15 protein-coding genes are annotated in these 17,665 nt (G+C 35.0%); 8 read left to right on the top strand and 7 right to left on the bottom strand.

Going from position 1 to position 17,665, the window contains the following annotated elements; translation table 11 throughout:
* The first annotated feature begins 131 nt into the window (after positions 1-131).
* Positions 132-2,474, top strand: a complete 2,343-nt coding sequence (locus H9636_RS09740) for a bifunctional 2',3'-cyclic-nucleotide 2'-phosphodiesterase/3'-nucleotidase (RefSeq protein ID WP_191707422.1) — start codon at positions 132-134, stop codon at positions 2,472-2,474.
* 41 nt (positions 2,475-2,515) lie between these two features.
* Here the strand turns inward: H9636_RS09740 and H9636_RS09735 are convergent, their stop codons facing one another.
* Positions 2,516-2,851 (bottom strand): hypothetical protein, encoded by a 336-nt coding sequence (locus H9636_RS09735; RefSeq protein ID WP_191707421.1) that lies wholly within the window; start codon positions 2,849-2,851, stop codon positions 2,516-2,518.
* A gap of 173 nt (positions 2,852-3,024) precedes the next feature.
* Here H9636_RS09735 and H9636_RS09730 point away from each other — a divergent pair, with 173 nt between their 5' ends.
* The 3 genes from H9636_RS09730 to H9636_RS09720 all read left to right on the top strand — a co-directional run bounded on the left by H9636_RS09730 (position 3,025) and on the right by H9636_RS09720 (position 7,681).
* Positions 3,025-4,209, top strand: a complete 1,185-nt coding sequence (locus H9636_RS09730; protein ID WP_191707420.1) for a DHH family phosphoesterase — start codon at positions 3,025-3,027, stop codon at positions 4,207-4,209.
* Positions 4,210-4,371: 162 nt separating this feature from the next.
* Complete coding sequence (locus tag H9636_RS09725; RefSeq protein WP_191707419.1) at positions 4,372-6,513, top strand: bifunctional diguanylate cyclase/phosphodiesterase; 2,142 nt, start codon at positions 4,372-4,374, stop codon at positions 6,511-6,513.
* Positions 6,514-6,622: 109 nt separating this feature from the next.
* Positions 6,623-7,681, top strand: coding sequence for an LLM class flavin-dependent oxidoreductase (locus tag H9636_RS09720; protein WP_191707418.1), 1,059 nt, complete (start codon positions 6,623-6,625; stop codon positions 7,679-7,681).
* Between the two features lie 42 nt (positions 7,682-7,723).
* Here the strand turns inward: H9636_RS09720 and H9636_RS09715 are convergent, their stop codons facing one another.
* Positions 7,724-9,247, bottom strand: a complete 1,524-nt coding sequence (locus tag H9636_RS09715) for a glycine betaine uptake BCCT transporter (protein WP_191707417.1) — start codon at positions 9,245-9,247, stop codon at positions 7,724-7,726.
* A 55-nt stretch (positions 9,248-9,302) separates the two neighbouring features.
* On the bottom strand, positions 9,303-9,968 hold the full coding sequence (locus tag H9636_RS09710) for a hypothetical protein (protein ID WP_191707416.1): 666 nt from the start codon (positions 9,966-9,968) through the stop codon (positions 9,303-9,305).
* A gap of 184 nt (positions 9,969-10,152) precedes the next feature.
* On the opposite strand from H9636_RS09710, the gene H9636_RS09705 reads away from it, so the two are divergent.
* The 3 genes from H9636_RS09705 (at position 10,153) to H9636_RS09695 (ending at position 14,279) form a co-directional block, all read left to right on the top strand.
* Entirely contained in the window at positions 10,153-10,980 is an 828-nt protein-coding gene (locus tag H9636_RS09705; protein WP_191707415.1) for a DUF4097 family beta strand repeat-containing protein, read from the top strand.
* Between the two features lie 26 nt (positions 10,981-11,006).
* Positions 11,007-11,549: a GNAT family N-acetyltransferase gene (locus H9636_RS09700; protein ID WP_191707414.1), complete on the top strand. Its 543-nt coding sequence runs from the start codon at positions 11,007-11,009 to the stop codon at positions 11,547-11,549.
* Between the two features lie 366 nt (positions 11,550-11,915).
* Positions 11,916-14,279 (top strand): polyprenyl synthetase family protein, encoded by a 2,364-nt coding sequence (locus H9636_RS09695; RefSeq protein WP_191707413.1) that lies wholly within the window; start codon positions 11,916-11,918, stop codon positions 14,277-14,279.
* Between the two features lie 61 nt (positions 14,280-14,340).
* Here the strand turns inward: H9636_RS09695 and H9636_RS09690 are convergent, their stop codons facing one another.
* The 4 genes from H9636_RS09690 to H9636_RS09675 form a co-directional block, all read right to left on the bottom strand.
* On the bottom strand, positions 14,341-15,255 hold the full coding sequence (locus H9636_RS09690; RefSeq protein WP_191707412.1) for a DMT family transporter: 915 nt from the start codon (positions 15,253-15,255) through the stop codon (positions 14,341-14,343).
* 161 nt (positions 15,256-15,416) lie between these two features.
* Positions 15,417-15,986: a manganese catalase family protein gene (locus H9636_RS09685; RefSeq protein WP_191707411.1), complete on the bottom strand. Its 570-nt coding sequence runs from the start codon at positions 15,984-15,986 to the stop codon at positions 15,417-15,419.
* Positions 15,987-16,076: 90 nt separating this feature from the next.
* Positions 16,077-16,340 carry a spore coat protein CotJB gene (locus tag H9636_RS09680; RefSeq protein ID WP_191707410.1) on the bottom strand — a complete coding sequence of 88 codons (264 nt, stop codon included), beginning with the start codon at positions 16,338-16,340 and terminating at the stop codon, positions 16,077-16,079.
* Complete coding sequence (locus H9636_RS09675) at positions 16,333-16,560, bottom strand: spore coat associated protein CotJA (protein ID WP_191707409.1); 228 nt, start codon at positions 16,558-16,560, stop codon at positions 16,333-16,335. Before H9636_RS09675 ends, H9636_RS09680 begins: the two co-directional genes overlap by 8 nt.
* Positions 16,561-16,731: 171 nt before the next feature.
* Here H9636_RS09675 and H9636_RS09670 point away from each other — a divergent pair, with 171 nt between their 5' ends.
* A complete protein-coding gene (locus H9636_RS09670; protein WP_191707408.1) occupies positions 16,732-17,574 on the top strand; it encodes a DegV family protein in 843 nt (280 codons plus the stop codon).
* Positions 17,575-17,665 lie beyond the last annotated feature (91 nt).

Below are 17,665 nucleotides of genomic sequence, written 5' to 3'. Positions count from 1 at the left end.
TTTTGAGACTACCATTACTAGATCAAACAATATTATAAAACTGTTAAAAATTTATAAATAAGTATATTTAAATCTTACTTTTTGGTATTATTTAATTGTTTGAAAAGTCTTATAAATGGGAGATGAGTTTAATGTGGAAGAAGGTTTCCGCCTCTGCCTTAGCTTTATCGATAGCTGTTGCCGGTATGACAAATATTGAACAAGCAAGTGCTAAAAAAGTGGATGAGGTAACACGTGGCGAGTATGTAAAAACAGTTATTGAAGCTATGGATGTAGAATTAGGTTCAGGAAAAACGGTTCACTTTAAAGATGTTCCAGATTCTTTAAAACCGTATATTGAGAAAGCGATTGAATTACAACTCATCGAAGGAAAGACGAATAATCGTTTTGCTCCAGAGGAAAAAATGACCCTAGAGGAAGCTATCGTCAGTCTTGTTCATATGTTAGATGACGACAAAACATACTCTGAGGATGGTTTAAAGAAATATAAAGATTATCATTCTATTAAAAAAGAAAATCGTGATGAATTCGCAACAGCAATTGAATTAGGTTTTTTAAATGGTTATGGAGATAAAACGTTAAAACCGAAAAATGTGATTTCTGAATATCAATTAAACCAAATTTTAAATCGCTTTTTAGAGGAATATAAAACAACCGTTGATCTACGCATTTTGGGGACATCAGATATTCATACAAATCTAATGAACTATGATTACTATAAAGATACTGAATCTAACAGTTTAGGTCTCGTCAAAACAGCTACACTAATTAAAGAAGCGCGTAAAGAAAATCGTAATACATTATTATTCGATAATGGTGATGCGATACAAGGAACTCCATTAGGTTCTTATAAACAATCCGTGGATATTTTAGAAGATGGGGAAGAGCATCCATCTATTACAGCAATGGAACTGTTAGATTATGATGCTTCTACTCTTGGCAACCATGAATTTAACTATGGGTTAGATTATTTAGATGAAGTTTATGATGATGCGAACTTCCCTTTTGTGAATGCAAATGTGCGTGATGCAAGTACTGGTGATTATATGTATACGCCTTATGTCATGATTGAAAAAGAAGTAGTGGATGCAAAAGGAAAAATATCAACGGTTAAAGTAGGTGTGACAGGTATTGTTCCACCTCAAATTTTGAATTGGGATAAGTCCCACTTGCTTGGACAAGTAACAGTAGACGACTCAGTACATGCTGTTGAAAACGTTGTTTCTGATATGGAAAAAGAAGGAGCAGATGTGATAGTCGTTCTTTCCCACTCTGGAATGGGTGATATGACACATACAGAAGGGGAAGAAGACGTTACTTATCTGTTATCGAAAGTAAAAGGTGTCGATGCTATCATTTCAGGTCATGCTCACCAAGTATTTCCTGGAAATGTGGATGAATCATTAACAGGTGTCAATATGGAAGAAGGAACAATGAATGGAGTTCCTGTAGTAATGCCAGGTAAATACGGAAGTCATTTAGGTGTAATTGATTTAACATTGGAGAAAAAAGGTCGGGATTGGAAAGTTGTTGAAGGTACCGGGGAAGTTCGCAAAATTGCGACTGATTCATCTGATGTAGATCAAGACGTAGCGGCAGCTGTAAAAGAAGCACACGATGGAACAATTAATTATGTTCGACAACCGGTAGGGGAAACAACAGCGAATATTCATAGTTATTTCTCTCAAGTGTTGGATGACCCATCAATTCAAATTGTAACAGATGCACAAAGTCTTTATGTGAAGGAAAAAATAAAAGGAACGGAATTTGAAAATCTTCCAGTATTATCTGCAGGTGCACCATTTAAAGCGGGTACACGCAGTGATCCGGAATACTACACATTTGTTCCAAGGGGAGAACTGGCGATTAAAAATGTAGCTGATTTATATTTATATGATAATACGCTAGCAATCCTAAAAGTAACAGGTGCCGATGTGAAAGAGTGGCTTGAAATGTCAGCAGGTCAATTTAATCAAATTGATTCGAGCAGTACGGATGAGCAACAGTTGATTAATACAAATTTCCGATCTTACAATTACGATGTAATTGATGGCGTAACTTATGAAATTGATGTAACCCAACCTGCAAAATATGATCCAAATGGAAATCTGGTTCACCCAGAAGCAAGTCGTATTGTCAATTTACAATACAATGGAGAACCTATTGATTTAGAACAGGAGTTCATTGTTGCAACAAACAATTACCGTGCGAATGGGACATTCCCAGGAGTGCGAAATGCATCCTATGTAGAAGTTTATCCAGATGAGAATCGTCAAGCGATTATTGACTATATCATTCAAAACAAAACAATCGATCCATCCGCAGATGGGAACTGGAAATTTGCAAAACTTCCTTTAAATTCAAAGGTTATTTTTGAAACATCAAAGAAGGCAGTTGATTTCATCCCTGAAGGTAGCGCGATTCAATATATTGGAGAGGGCACGGATGGTTTCGGTAAATATTTGCTAAAATAATTTTTATTTCTCCACATAAGTAAATGCTTGTGTGGAGTTTTTTACTTCCGTTTCATATTTTGAAATTCCTGAATCAAATATTGCATTTGTCTTTCTAAATTTTCGATTCTTTTATCGACATCGGGATTATTTCCGATATTCTTACTGCCATTAGCCGTATTAGTAATTACTTCACTTTTAATTTCTTCCAGGTCATTTAGTAAGTCTTGAACTGCAAGGAATGAGGCAGTAGTAGAAATAATGCCACCTATTGTTGAAATAAGTCCACCAATAGCACCTAGTTTTGCAATAAAAATATCGGTTTTAAGATCATCAATTTTTTCCTGTTGAATTTGGTCAGGATAACGAGATGTATTACGATTTCTGTTTTTTGTCATTCCTAGACCTCCTTCAATATATTGGTTCATAGTAGTTTATGAAAAAGATGAAAAGAGGTCAATGACAACAGAACTATTCATATAAATTACATAGGTTTTTAAAATGAAATTTGTTTTAGGAAAATCATGAAATAGCATGCAAATATCCATACTACCTTTTGAGGTGAAGTGAAATGTATAAATTATTGTCTCATAACGATTTGGATGGGGTAGGTTGTGGTATTTTAGCGAAGCTTGCTTTTGGTCAGGATGTGAAGGTGAGATATAATTCTGTCTCTTCTCTTAATAGGGAAATTGAATACTTTTTAGAAAATGATTCAACGGATACATTTTTACTTATTACTGACTTGTCTCCCAATGAAGAAAACGAAAAACGTTTAACGAGTTTTTACAAAGAACATGGAAATATCCAGTTAATCGATCATCATAAAACCGCTTTACATTTAAATGATTATGATTGGGGTTACGTTGTTGTAGAGGAGGAGGGAAGTGGAAAATTAACCTCCGCTACTTCTTTATTTTATCAATATCTTGTTTATCACCAACATTTAGAAGAAAGCGATGCAATCGCTGAATTTGTTGAGCTAGTAAGACAATATGATACATGGGAATGGGAAAAGAATCAAAATCATAAAGCACATTCTCTAAATTCCCTCTTTTTTCTCGTATCCATTGATGAATTTGAACTGAAAATGATCGAACGTCTTCGATCAAGCGACCATTTTGACTTCGATGACTTCGAAAAGAAATTGCTTGGTATGGAAGAAGATAAAATTGAACGCTATATTAGAAGGAAAAAAAGAGAGATTGTGCAAGCGCTCGTTGGGAAGTTTTACGCAGGGGTTGTTTATGCTGAGTCTTATCATTCTGAAGTAGGAAATGAGTTAGCAAAGGAACATACCCATCTTGACTATATCGCCATCTTAAATATGGGAGGGAAAAGAATTTCTTTCCGGACGATAAGAGATGATGTGGATGTCTCGGAAATTGCTGGATATTACGGCGGTGGTGGTCACCAAAAAGCTTCTGGTAGTTCAATGACAGAAGAAGCATATAAACATTTTGTTTTAGATACGTTCCATTTAGAGCCCCTTCACGAAGATGCTAAAAGAAATCGGTATAATGTAAAGGAATCTGAATTTGGTTCCCTATATCAAAATCGACAAGAAGATATTTTCCTACTATCCAGAAAAAATGAACAGTGGGCAATTGAAAAAAATGATGTAAAATTAGAGCAAACTTTTTCAACTTATCGTGAATGTGAACATTTCTTAAAAAGAAACTATGAAGCATGGTTAGCGAGGGACGACGTGTTCGTAGAGTATTTAATAAATAAAGTGAAAAAAGCAGAAAGTTAAATCGTTTACTCTGTTTTTCTCATATTATTGAAAGTGGCCATTGAAAATGGTCACTTTTTTCATAAATTTGAAGGAAATTTCAACAAAATTATAGTGTGACTTTAGTAATGAAAATAAGTATTATTAAAATAATTAATAATTCAAAAATTTGGTGGGGCAACTATGGACAAACAAAGTGGTGATTTAGTTAATATGGAAGACAACAATCGAAGCACGCAAGAACAAAATAAAAAAGAATTGGTAGATGCAAAAATTAATTTTATTCAAACATTGAAGAATATTCAAAACGGTATTTTTACTATGAAAAAGAGTGATGATGGGAAATTCTTATATACAGTTGCCATTGGAAAGTTAATGGAGGAAATCGGAGCAAGTGAAGAGATTATACTAAATCATTCCCCCCATGAAGTTTTTACTGAAGAAATTGGGAATATCAAACAATATCATTATGAGAAGGCATTTCAAGGTGAACGGGTAAATTATGAAATTGATCTAAATGGGAAGTGGGTATTTGTCGATATTACACCAATTAAAAAAGGCAATGATGTGACCGAAATCCTCGGAACAGTGCTAGATATTTCAGAACTAAGATCGACTCAAAAGGAACTTCAAATGAATCAAGAGCAAATTAATTCATTACTAAATTATAGTCAAGAATATCTTATTATTTTTAATCAGTACGGCCAAATTATTAATATGAACCATAAAGCGAAGGAACTCTTTGATTTAACATCTAAAACAATCAATTTTATGAAGTTAAAAGAAAGTCTTATGGATAAATATGTACCTACCTTAAAGGAGTTTTTAGATCAAGCTCTAATGGGGAATTTTAAAAACTTTGAGTTGGATGTTTTATCGAAACATAATGGAAAGATGTTTTTTAGCGCCACCTTTTTTCCGATTATTGTAGACAATAATATTGTAGGCGCTTACTTAATAGGAAAAGATATAACGGAACAAAGGAGAATACAAGATTTAAATGCCTATTTAGCTCACCACGATGAGTTAACAACCCTTTCAAATAGGAGATGGATAGAGCAAAAGATTAAAGATTGTTTAAAAGAAGCAGAGTTAACGAATAAAAAGCTTGCGGTGATGTTCATTGATTTAGATCGTTTTAAACTCATTAATGATACATTAGGACATTTTATAGGGGATCAGCTATTAAAAGAAATCGGTAAGCGAATATTGGAAAATATCACTTATGGGAAACAGTTTGCTGCTCGAATGGGTGGCGATGAATTTTTAATTTTATGTACGGATGTCGACTCGGAAGCATCCGTTTTACAATTGGCTAAAACGTTTTTGCAAAGTTTAACAAATCCTATTTATATTGAAGATTTGGAACTTTTAATAACCGCTAGTATTGGCATTAGTTTTTATCCAACGACTGGAAGTGACGTTGTAAATTTAATGAAAAAAGCGGATATTGCCTTATATAGTGCGAAAGAGCATGGGCGTAATATGTATCAAGTTTATGATCACTCGATGAATAAACGAAACTATCAATCTTTCATTTTAGAAAGAGATTTACGTAAAGCAATTAGGCAAAATGAATTTATTGCTTATTTGCAACCGAAAGTGGACGCTTTAACGGGGAAAGTGATAAGCGCGGAAGCATTAATCCGTTGGAAACATCCTCAACTTGGACTTGTATCTCCTCGAGATTTTATTCCGATGGCAGAAGAAACCGGTTTAATCATTCCGTTAGGGAAATGGATGAAAAGAGAAGTTTGTAAACAGTTAGTAAAGTGGAGAGAAGAAGGCACGCCAATCATTCCGATTAGTGTAAATATAAGTTCAAGGCGGTTTTTACAAAAGGAATTTTCACAAGAAATTCGTCATTTACTGGAAGAGTTTCAATTGGAGGGCAAATGGTTAGAAATTGAGATTACAGAAAACTCCATTATGAGGAATGAAGAAAATGTACTTCATACATTGAGGGAATTAAAAGACTTAGGAGTTAAAATTTATATTGATGATTTTGGGACAGGCTATTCCTCCTTTAATTATTTAAAAACCTTTAACTTGGATGGAGTGAAAATCGATCGGTCATTTATTCAAAATATCTCTTCTGAATCGGAAAACGCAAGTATAACAACGGCGATGATTAAGATGGCTCAGCATCTTAAATTGGAAGTGATTGCAGAAGGGGTTGAAACAAAAGAAGAATTAGACTATTTGATTGAACAGAACTGCCATTATATACAAGGATTTTACTTTGGGAAACCTTGTTCGATGGAAGAATTTAAAACAAAGTATTTACGGTATAGCACTGAATTTCCATTGGAGAATCTACTCTAAAATCCGGAAAATTGAAACAGAATCCTTTTCTCATGTATGATGAAGTCGGATTAGATTAAAATAACTTTACTTTCGAATGGACGTATAAGTACTTAGAGGAGTGGAATAAATGGAAATCGGTTTAACAACCTTCGTAGAAACAACACCTGATGTGAATACAGGGAAAGTAATCAGCCATGCAGAGCGTATAAGAGAAGTTGTAGAAGAAATAGTATTAGCAGATGAAGTCGGATTAGATGTATTTGGTGTGGGAGAACATCATCGAAAAGATTATGCTTGTTCTGCTCCGGCAGTTTTACTTGCAGCTGCAGCTTCCCAAACTAAAAATATTCGGTTAACGAGTGCGGTTACGGTTTTATCATCCGATGATCCTGTAAGGGTATTCCAAGAGTTTTCAACGGTTGATGCCATTTCCGGTGGACGGGCTGAAATTATGGCAGGTCGTGGTTCGTTTATTGAATCCTTCCCTTTATTTGGCTATGATTTGAAAGATTACGATGAATTATACGAAGAAAAATTAGATTTATTACTACAAATAAGAGATCAAGAAATTATCAATTGGAGTGGCAAACATCGCCCTGATATCGTCAATCGAGGCGTTTATCCTCGACCTGTCCAAGATCCATTACCGGTTTGGATTGCAAGTGGTGGAACACCTCAATCGGTTGTTCGGGCAGGTGCACTTGGCTTACCATTAGTTCTAGCTATTATAGGTGGAAGTCCATTACAGTTTGCGAACCATGTGAAATTATATTATAGAGCTGCAGAAGAAGCGGGACATGATATTTCTAAGTTAACAGTTGCTTCCCATTCCCATGGTTTTATCGCTGAAAGTACAAATCTAGCGGTAGAAAAATTCTTCCCACCGACGCAAAGAGCGATGAACGTGTTAGGTAGGGAACGCGGATGGGGCCAATATACCCGTGAAACGTTTGATTACGCCCGTAGTTTGGAAGGAGCATTATATGTTGGTGATCCTCAAACGGTAGCTGAGAAAATTATCTTCCTTCGTAAAAAAGTAGGTATAACTCGTTTCATGTTACACTGCCCAGTAGGTTCAATGCCCCATAAAGATGTGATGAAAGCAATTGAACTTTTAGGAAAAGAAGTTGCTCCAATCGTTAGAGAGGAAATTAGTCGTTGGGAAGCAGCCGGTAGACCAGAATAAACAAAAAGCTGTCCAAATGGGTTCATTTGGACAGCTTTTTGTTTATACATTGTTTTTAACCCTTGATTTCCTTCGTTGAACATCTAATTCGCCTGTTAACCCCTTCAGTAATGAATAGGACATAAACAACATAATAATAGCAAACGGTAAAGCGGCTACAATGGATGCGGTTTGTAATACTTCTAATCCACCAGAGATGAGTAGTACTGAAGCAACCGCTGATTGGATAATCCCCCAAGTCATTTTAATTTTATTGGAAGGGTTTAAAGTACCGCCCTCACTTAACATCCCTAAGACGAAGGTTGCTGTATCAGCAACTGTGACGTAATAAATCGCAACAAGGGCAAAGCCTAATATGCTTAAAAATGAACTTAAAGGTAAGTGTTCAAAGAAAGTGAAAATCGCTAAAGACACATTATCTGCAATATATTCTGCTAATGCATGATTGTCAGAATGGACAACCATATCTAGTGCAGAGCCACCAAAGATGGACATCCAAATACATGTTCCAAGAGTCGGAACAATCAGTACGCCAATCACAAACTCTTTAATTGTTCTTCCCCTTGAAATACGGGCAATAAACATGCCGACAAACGGAGCCCAAGCAATCCACCATGCCCAATAGAATAACGTCCAACTCGCAATCCATTCTCCCTCGCCAAACGGTTTTAATCGTAAACTCATTTGTATAAAGTCGTTAAGGTACATCCCTGTTGTATTAAAAAATACTTTAATAATGGTTAATGTAGGACCAACAATTAATAACAATAATAAAATGGCAAAAGATATTATCATCGCACCGTTTGATAAATATTGAATCCCTTTTTCTAAACCTGTATTAATGGAAATAAGGAAAATAATTGTAGCAACGACAATAACGATGATTTGAACAAGTAATGTATTTGGGACATTAAAAATAGAATGCATACCGGCCGTTACTTGTAAGGCGCCTAGTCCAAGGGAGGTTGCAATACCAAAAACTGTCGCAAAGACGGAAAGAATATCAATCGTTTTCCCTAAAGGACCATGTATGCGGTCACCGAGTATTGGATAAAAAACAGAACTAATTGCTGCCGGTAGTCTTTTATTATATTGAAAGAAGGCAAGGGCTAAACCGATAACTGTGTAAATGGCCCATGGATGAAGTCCCCAGTGAAAAAACGTATAAGACATGGCCGTATTTGCGGCATCAATCGTATATCCTTCACCGAAGGGAGGGGTTGTAAAGTGGGTTACTGGCTCAGCCACACTCCAATAGACAATCCCAATCCCCATACCAGCTCCAAATAACATAGCAAGCCAGGAAGGTGTTTTAAAATCGGGACGATCTGTTGCTTTTCCGAGCCTAATATGACCAAATTTTGAAAAAAGTAAATAGATGGAAAAAACAACGAAGAAGAAGGTAGCTCCAATATAGACCCATCCTAAATTATTAATTGTTCCGTTATAAATAATATTCGTAACCTTCGTTAAGTTTTCGGTGAAAAAAACTCCCCAAATGATAAAGAGTAATGTGAGTATTAAGGAAATAATAAAGACGCTATTTTCTTTTAGCTTTCCAATCATGAAAATCCTCCGTTTACTTCTTGATGTATGTTCATATAGTGAGTAAGGAACAAAATTATTTGTCACCTAAATGATAAAGAAAAAGCCACTTTTCTGTATCCATTAATTCATCTTGATGTAGGCTTTGTCCGTTGCCGAGAAAAACCGAACTACCTTCAATACCGATGACCATTGCTTCTAAGGTAGTTTCTTTATCATTCTTTTTATACACATCCCCTATTATTGGAAGGAGGTCATCAACTCCGATATTCTCTGATTCATTACCATTAAGGGGAATATCTTCATTACTTCCTTTATCGCGATATTCAATCGGATTACTTTTTTCATGTCGTCCTGGCACCATTAATAAATATTCATGGTGACGAATTCCGTTCGAATTATTTGTAATAACGCCTTTATTTTCAACGGTTGCAACAACTTCAATTTCATTTAAAGAATAGTGATCTAAATAATCTGGGGTAGGGTTTGTAATTAATATATAATCCCCGACTTCGGCTCTCCTATCCTTTGAAAGGGTATAAACTTTTTTATTGAAAATAAAACTATCTAATTCTTTCGGTTGATATCGTTCAACTTCAGCTGCACTAGATAAATGTTGTGTTAAATCGCGAAGTCGAATTAAATGAACGGATTTTTTATACATTGGTTTTACAGCATAAACTCTATGCAATTCATTTTCATAATAAACAAATTGTCCCTTTCGAACTTGAAATAATTTCATGGAAGACACTCCTTAAAACCCATTTTCTTTAGGATGTTCAATTGAATAGAAAATATGTTGATGTCATTACACGATGCTACGTCTTAAGACTTAGAAAAAATTACAGTTTAGGGTCACTATTTTCTTTCGATTAATCCGGTATCATAAAGTTAAAGTGATGAAAGAGGAAGGGAAGAAGAATATTTTGAATAAAAAATTTGCGATTGGTATTTTATTAATTGCCATTGTGGCGGTCGTTTTGTTTAATGTTTTTTCAAATCGAAATTCGGAAGATGAAGTAAAAATGAGTAAAGATTATACTCATGTCGAAGTTGACTCTGATAATGTGCACATAAATATCCAACCTACAAATAGTGATACAACGACAGTTCAACTAATGAATAATGAAAAAAATCGTTATAAACTTGATGTAGACGTAAGGGGAAATACATTAAAAATCGATGTTGATCGAAAATGGTATAAAAAATTCTTCTTTAATTTTTTTGCGGATACACCAACCGTTAATGTATTGTTACCGGAAAAAGAGTTAAAAGAAATTAATGCAACGACTGATAACGGGGATATTTTAGTAGAAAATGTGAAAGTAGAGAACTTTATCGGAGAAACAGATAATGGAAATATCGAGGCAAAGAAGATGGAAGTAGAAGATTTTATTGGCGAAGCAGACAATGGAGATATGGTTCTTGAGGAAATAACGAGTAAAGTCATTACTACTGAATTGAATAATGGAGATATCATCATTAAAAATAGTATCGGCACAATTGAAGGCGAGTCAGATAATGGTGATATTTCGATTTACACTAACGTGTTAGAGGAAGCAATGGAGTTAAAAACGGATAACGGTTCAATTAATATTGAAACAAAGAAAGAACCGTCCAATGTTTTTATCGATGTAAAGACGGATCATGGTAAAGTGAGTGTTTTCGGTAAAGACAATAAAGAAACGACCTTCGGTAATGGGAAAACAGTGGTAGAATTGACATCTGATAATGGGGATATTAGAGTAAAGTAAAATAATGGAACTTTGAGGTGTTCAAGTTGAATAATCTTGTCATTCGAGAAATCCACTCAGAAGATCTGGAATATCTGCATGAATTCTATCGATTTGTAATTACCCATACTTTTGAAAGAGAAGGAATCGCTCATTTAAAAGAAGAGATCGAGATGGAAATTGAGACAAAGAAAAAATATTTAGAAGAAGCAGTGTTAACGAATGGTAAAAAACGTTATTTTTTAGTAGCCCTAGTTGAAAGTCAAATTATCGCCTCCATCGGATATGGACCTGTTGGTGATTTAATATTGCAGGAAACAGATGGGGAATATCGTCATTTACCGGAAGTTGGTTCTTTATATGTACATCCTCAATTTCAGAAACAAGGTGTTGGCAGTAAGCTTTTACAAGAAATTTTTCTAGTGTTGAAACGTAATGGGTTTAAAGAATGTTGCTTTGATAGCGGTTATAAAGAGGCACAACAAATGTGGGAAAATAAGTTTGGAACACCGACTATTTTATTAAAAGATTATTGGGGTGAAGGAGAACATCATATGATATGGAGAAGACAGGTTGATCATGTACAATAAATCAGATTAGAGGCTCATCTAAATGAGCCTCTAATCATTAAAAAAAATCATACCTCCTTCATTAATATCCATTTATTCACTATTGGATCCCTCTTCGGTATTAGCAACGTAAATTTCAGCTGCAACTCATTGATTTCCGAAATGCCTAATAGGTAGCTATAACTTCGCAAACCTCATCTGAAGCCATAGATGCCATCACTATCACCGATATTTATCAATTTAAAAGGTTTGATACAATGTTCATAAACTTTCATGATGTTATTGTTCAATTTGAGTAAGACAATCGATGGGAGCAGTAACATGATTTTCGGAGGACTTGATGTTTCCTTAAAACATCAAAGAGATTAAAGGTAAAGGTGAATAGAGATGAAAAATGATGTGATTAATGCTGATCACTATTATCAGCAGGCGGAAGATGAAGCAAGGCAGTATTTTCAGTTACTTTATAAACAAGTTATGAACAAGACCTATATTGAGACTTTAGTTAATGATTTTCATTGGTGGGGAAAAAATCATATTCATCCTTCTAAACTCCTTACTTACTTCTCTCTTAAAAAAAGAAAACCAAATTCTAAAGATGATATACGTTTTATTAAATGGCTAGATTATACTAATAAATTAGACGATTATTTAGACCGTAGTATCTCGTACATTTATTTACGTGATTTAGGCAAAACATTAGATGATCCAAATACAGCATGCAAAATTGATCAGATAGTAGAACAATTAAAAGAACAGCTCCTTTTATCTACAAAAAATAATGAGAATCAGTTTTTTAGCTTTGATTGGATTATCCGAAAGGCTAAAGAAGAACAAATAGAAGTTGTAGTTGATTGGCTCCTAAATAAATTAAATAATGTTGCGTCGAATATTCCGGAAAAGCTAGATGTGATTAATGCTGAACGAAAGCTAATTAAAATAATTGCTGGAGTATTGATGCATACAATGGAGGACATGGATGATCAAGTGCCTACAATAGAACGTATTACAAAATTAGAAAAAGCGATACGCTTAGGTTATTGCTATGGCTTAACTTATCCTTTTATTGATGATCTTCTCGATTCCAATTTACTGTCTGTAGATGAAAAAGCTCAATATGCACAATTAATCCGAATCTCGCTTTTAACAGGGGTAGTCCCACCTTTAAACGAAAAAAGTTGGTCACAAGAAACCTATGAATACATGAAGTTTATTCATCAGGAACTCAAGGAAGCTTTCGAATTTATTCAATCCCATCAAAAGTCCAATAAGTTTTTCCAACAAGCTTATGTATTTTTCCAATCTCAAGAAGTAGACCGTAGGAAAAGCTTAGATACATCAAATTATTCTAACGAGGAGCTCTATGTACCGATTATTTTAAAATCTTCTTCATCAAGATTGATTGCTAGATCTGTTACTCAGGAAACAGATGCTGCGTTTGAACAGCGAACATTTTTATATGGAATCTATAATCAATTGGCAGATGACTTTGCAGATATGTTTGAGGATTTGGAAATAGGTGCTGTGACGCCCTATACTTACTACTTGAAGCATCACGAAGAGCGAAAGGATTTAATTAATCCATTTGAAATGTATTGGGCGGTTATAACGAATTTAATTCATCACGTTTATCATTCCGATGCAAAAACAAAGGACATTATATTAAAACGTGCAATCAATGGTTTAAAACGTTTTAAAGAAAAACATGGATATACGAAATATCGTCAAGTGCTAGAACAGTTTACTGCAAATGTTCCGAAGTTAAAGGAATTGTTAGACAGTGCGGTTGAAAAGGCAGATGATGTTGCCTTTTTTGATAAACTACTTCGGGACCAGATGATAGATAGTTTAAAGAGGGAGCGGAAGGAAAGGGACTATTTTAAGGAAACGATAAAAGATGTGAAGGAGCAAATTAATCAACATTTACGAATAGCCGATGATCAATCTTTACTAAAAGAGGATCTTATAATCGATGCAGCAAATTATAGTTTAATAGGAGAAGGGAAACGTTTGAGGCCGATTATTAGTTGGTTTGTAGGAGTTGAAATGTTCGGATTAAAAGAAACCTCTCTCATTCCTCTTCTAAACTCATTGGAATATATGCATACTGCTTCGCTCATTTTTGACGATCTACCTTCCCAAGATGATGCCCCGACTCGCAGAGGACGTCCAACGGTACATGAAGTTTATAATGTTGCGATAGCAGAATTAACTGGCTTATTTTTAACCCAAAAGGCGATGGAGCAACAAACTTTACTGCATGATTTCCAAACGCGTAATGTTCTTGAATTGGTTCGCTATTCTGCCCAGGTGACTGCAGATATGTGTAAAGGTCAAGGGTTGGATTTACTGTCCAAAGGAAGGCAGCTAACTTTAGAAGAACTTCATACGATGAGTTTTTATAAAACTAGTTTAGGATTTGAAGCTTCTTTATTAATGCCAGCTATTTTAGCGAATGCATCGGAAGTGGAAATGAATAGTTTGAAGAAATTCGCCCGTCATGCAGGAATTGCTTTTCAAATAAAGGATGATTTATTAGATTGCTTAGGTGATGCTATAACATTAGGAAAGCCAGTAGGAAAAGATGTGGAAAATAAGACGTCTACTTTTGTAACGATTTTAGGGATAGACGGTGCTAAAAAGGCAATGTGGGAACAATATTGTTCCGCTTTAGATGCTTTAAAAGAAATTCCCCATAATACGAATTTTTTAAAACAATTTTTAAATTATCTTGTGTTTCGGAACAGTTAATCGTACTTGAGGAGTTAAATAAACCCGTGATGATTAGAAAGTCATCACGGGAATTTTATTTTTATTGAATCGTTTTTATATTATTGTGATCCTGTGTGAGATGATTTCGCTTCCCGTAGAAATTTACAATTAATACACTTGAAATCGCAATAAGGCCACCTATTATTGATAGGGAAGCAGGTAGTTCATTTAACCAAATCCAAGCAACAATGATGGCAATCACCGGTTCCAAATAGAGAACGCTTGAAATTGAGCTTGCATTTGCTTGAGATAAAGCAATTGCCCAAGTTAAATAGGCAACAGCCGTTGGGAATATTCCGATATACATAGCAGTCAAATTAACTTCAATGGATGATGATTGTATTGTTTCGAAAAGACCTGGGGCAAATATAAGAAATGGAATTGTACCAGTCCAAGTAAAATAGGCGGTTAATTCAATAGCTGTATATTTCTTAAATAATGGCTTTTGGTAAACAAAAAAGATGGACGTTGCAATAGCGGCAAAAATTGTTAAAAACACACCTGGTGCAATACCGAATGTCGTATTACCAGAACCTAACGCAATGAGGGAGATGCCAACAAACCCAAAAGCTAATCCAACCCAACCTACTTTACTTAAACGCTCTTTCAAAATCAATATCGCAAAAATCGTTGTAAAAATTGGTCCTGAACCAATGAGCATGCCCGCAGTACCCGCACTAATCGTAAGTTGTCCAAAGGTAGCACAAATATGATAGCCGCTAATTCCAACCCATCCGAGGAGGGCAATTTTCCATATGTCCCTTTTTTCCGGTAAACGAAATTTCATCTTTGGTATGAAGGCGATGAGGGCAAAAATAATGGAAGCTATGATGAAACGAAATAAAATTAAATGTCCGGCTGAATAGCCGCCATGAAGACTAAAACTATTTGCAGCAAAGGTAGATCCCCATATTAAAACAGTAAAAAGCCCTAATACTAAAGCTTTTGAATTCACAAATGTTCACCAATCTTTCTACTATAAATCATAGAAACTATCTTCTCATGTTCATAGTAAGATTAGCAACATTATTTTCACTTACTTTAGCATGAATAGGCTGAAAGATTTAAAAAATAAAAACTGACCCAAGCGGCTTCTTTGGGTCAGCCAATATTTCTTTAAAAAAACCTCTTTTTCCCTTGTTCTTCTTTTAATATTTCTACTGCCTCTCTGAAACGAAGGGAGTGGACAATTTCTCTTTCTCTTAAAAACTTTAAACCATCATTTAAATCCGGATCATCTGAAAGATCAATAATCCATTGATATGTCGCCCTTGCCTTTTCTTCAGCGGCAATATCTTCGTATAAATCGGCAATTGGATCGCCTTTTGCTTGGATATAAGAAGCAGTCCAAGGTACACCGGATGCATTATGATAGAACAACGCGCGGTCATGATTTACATAATGGTCCCCTAATCCAGCTGCTTTCATTTGTTCTGGTGTCGCATCTTTTGTTAATTTATAAACCATTGTTGCAATCATCTCGAGGTGGGAAAGTTCTTCTGTCGCAATATCATTAAGTACACCTATTACTTTATCAGGAATTGTATAACGTTGGTTCATGTAACGAAGGGCGGCAGCAAGTTCACCGTCTGCACCACCATATTGTTCAATTAAAAATTTTGCAAGCATCGGGTTACATGTACTAACTCTCACGGGATATTGCAATTTCTTTTCATAATAATACATGGCCGTACTCCTCCCCTCACAACCTATTCATGATTGGTACTTTCATAGACGAAGTATTCAAATACTTTTCCAGAGTATTCAAGGTTTTCATTAAACTTGCCATGGCCAAGGTGAGTCATCAATATTCCACGGATAATTTGAATAACTTCTTCCGAAATGCATGAGTGGACCAAATCTTTTTTCAAATTCAACTTTTAATTGCATACTCCGTTGAGCCGTTTCATTAAACTGTTTAATTGCTTCAAAGTCATGGGGATGAGTATTTAAATAGAGGTTTAGTTCAACTAACACAAAGTCTATGGCTTGAAGTTCTTCTAAACATTGATAATATTCGGGTGGTATTTGTTTAGGCACTAGAAGTTCCTCCCTTTATAGGATCAGGATAAGGACTATATAATTGTGGCCAAAGTGTACCGTGCATTAGTGCCTGATGCGGTGTTTCAAATTGTTGAAGTCCAACGGGTTGAAAAGTTATATAGAGTTGTGGAGGGGTTGCATAACTTTTGACTCGTATTGGTTTACATGGGTCAAAGGGTCCGACAAAAGGTTTCCAATACTTATACTGTGATGACATATGATCCTCCTTTCTTTTTTGTAACACCTAATTTATATGAATGGAAAAATACAATTATTCACAAAAAAATATCATTTTCATTTCTTTTAAATGAAAACATATAATTCGAATTAAATAGAATAAAATGGCATTATGTTATAATATTAGAAAAAATAAAAAGAGGTGTAAAAAATGATTAAAATTACTGCCGACAGTACATGCGATCTTTCTCCAAAGCTTTTAGAAGAATTGGATATTACATTAATGCCTCTCCACGTCCTTATAGATGAAGATGATTATCGCGATGGTGTCAATATTTCACCGAAAGAAATTTTTGAATTTGTAGGGGAACAAGGGAAAACTTGTACAACCGCTGCAGTGAATACGTTTGAATATGAAACGTTTTTTGCCCAACATGCGCCATCTTATGAAGCAATAATACATATATGTTTAGGTTCTGATTTTTCATCATGCTATCAAAATGCTAAAACTGCAGCTCTTGGATTCGAAAATGTTTACGTCATTGATTCTAGCAATTTATCTACAGGTAGTGGACATGTCGTTTATGAAGCTGCGTTAATGGCAAAACAAAACGTTAAAGCTGAAGAGATTTGTCGCCGACTTGAAGCAATCATACCAAAAGTGGATGCAAGCTTTGTTATTGATAAAATGGATTATTTAAGGAAAGGGGGACGCTGTTCTGGAATGGAAGCATTTGGTGCCACTTTACTTAAAATTAAGCCTTCTATCGAAGTAGTTGATGGGAAAATGAAGGTCGGTAAAAAATACCGAGGAAATTTCCATCGCTGCCTTGAAAATTATGTGAAGGATCGATTAGAAAGCAATGATAACATTGATAAAAGTCGAATATTCATTACCCATTCCCATTGTTCGCCTGAAACTGTCGAAAAAGTAAAAGAATTAATTGGTCAATTTACTCATTTTGAAGAAGTCATTGAAACAACAGCGGGATGTACTGTTTCCACTCATTGTGGTCCGAACACTTTAGGAATTCTTTATAAAAGAATAAAATAATTTTTTGGAGCTTGCTAAATGTCCACTCATTTTAGCAAAGCTCTTTTATTTTCTAAGTGATTAGTAGGTTTTACATGTCAAAAATCGCCGG

The sequence above is a fragment of the Ureibacillus galli genome (genome assembly GCF_014836845.1).
GTDB classification, from domain to species: Bacteria; Bacillota; Bacilli; order Bacillales_A; family Planococcaceae; genus Ureibacillus; species Ureibacillus galli.
Note: the sequence above shows the minus strand (reverse complement) of the source record. Positions and strands in the feature narration are given on the sequence as shown.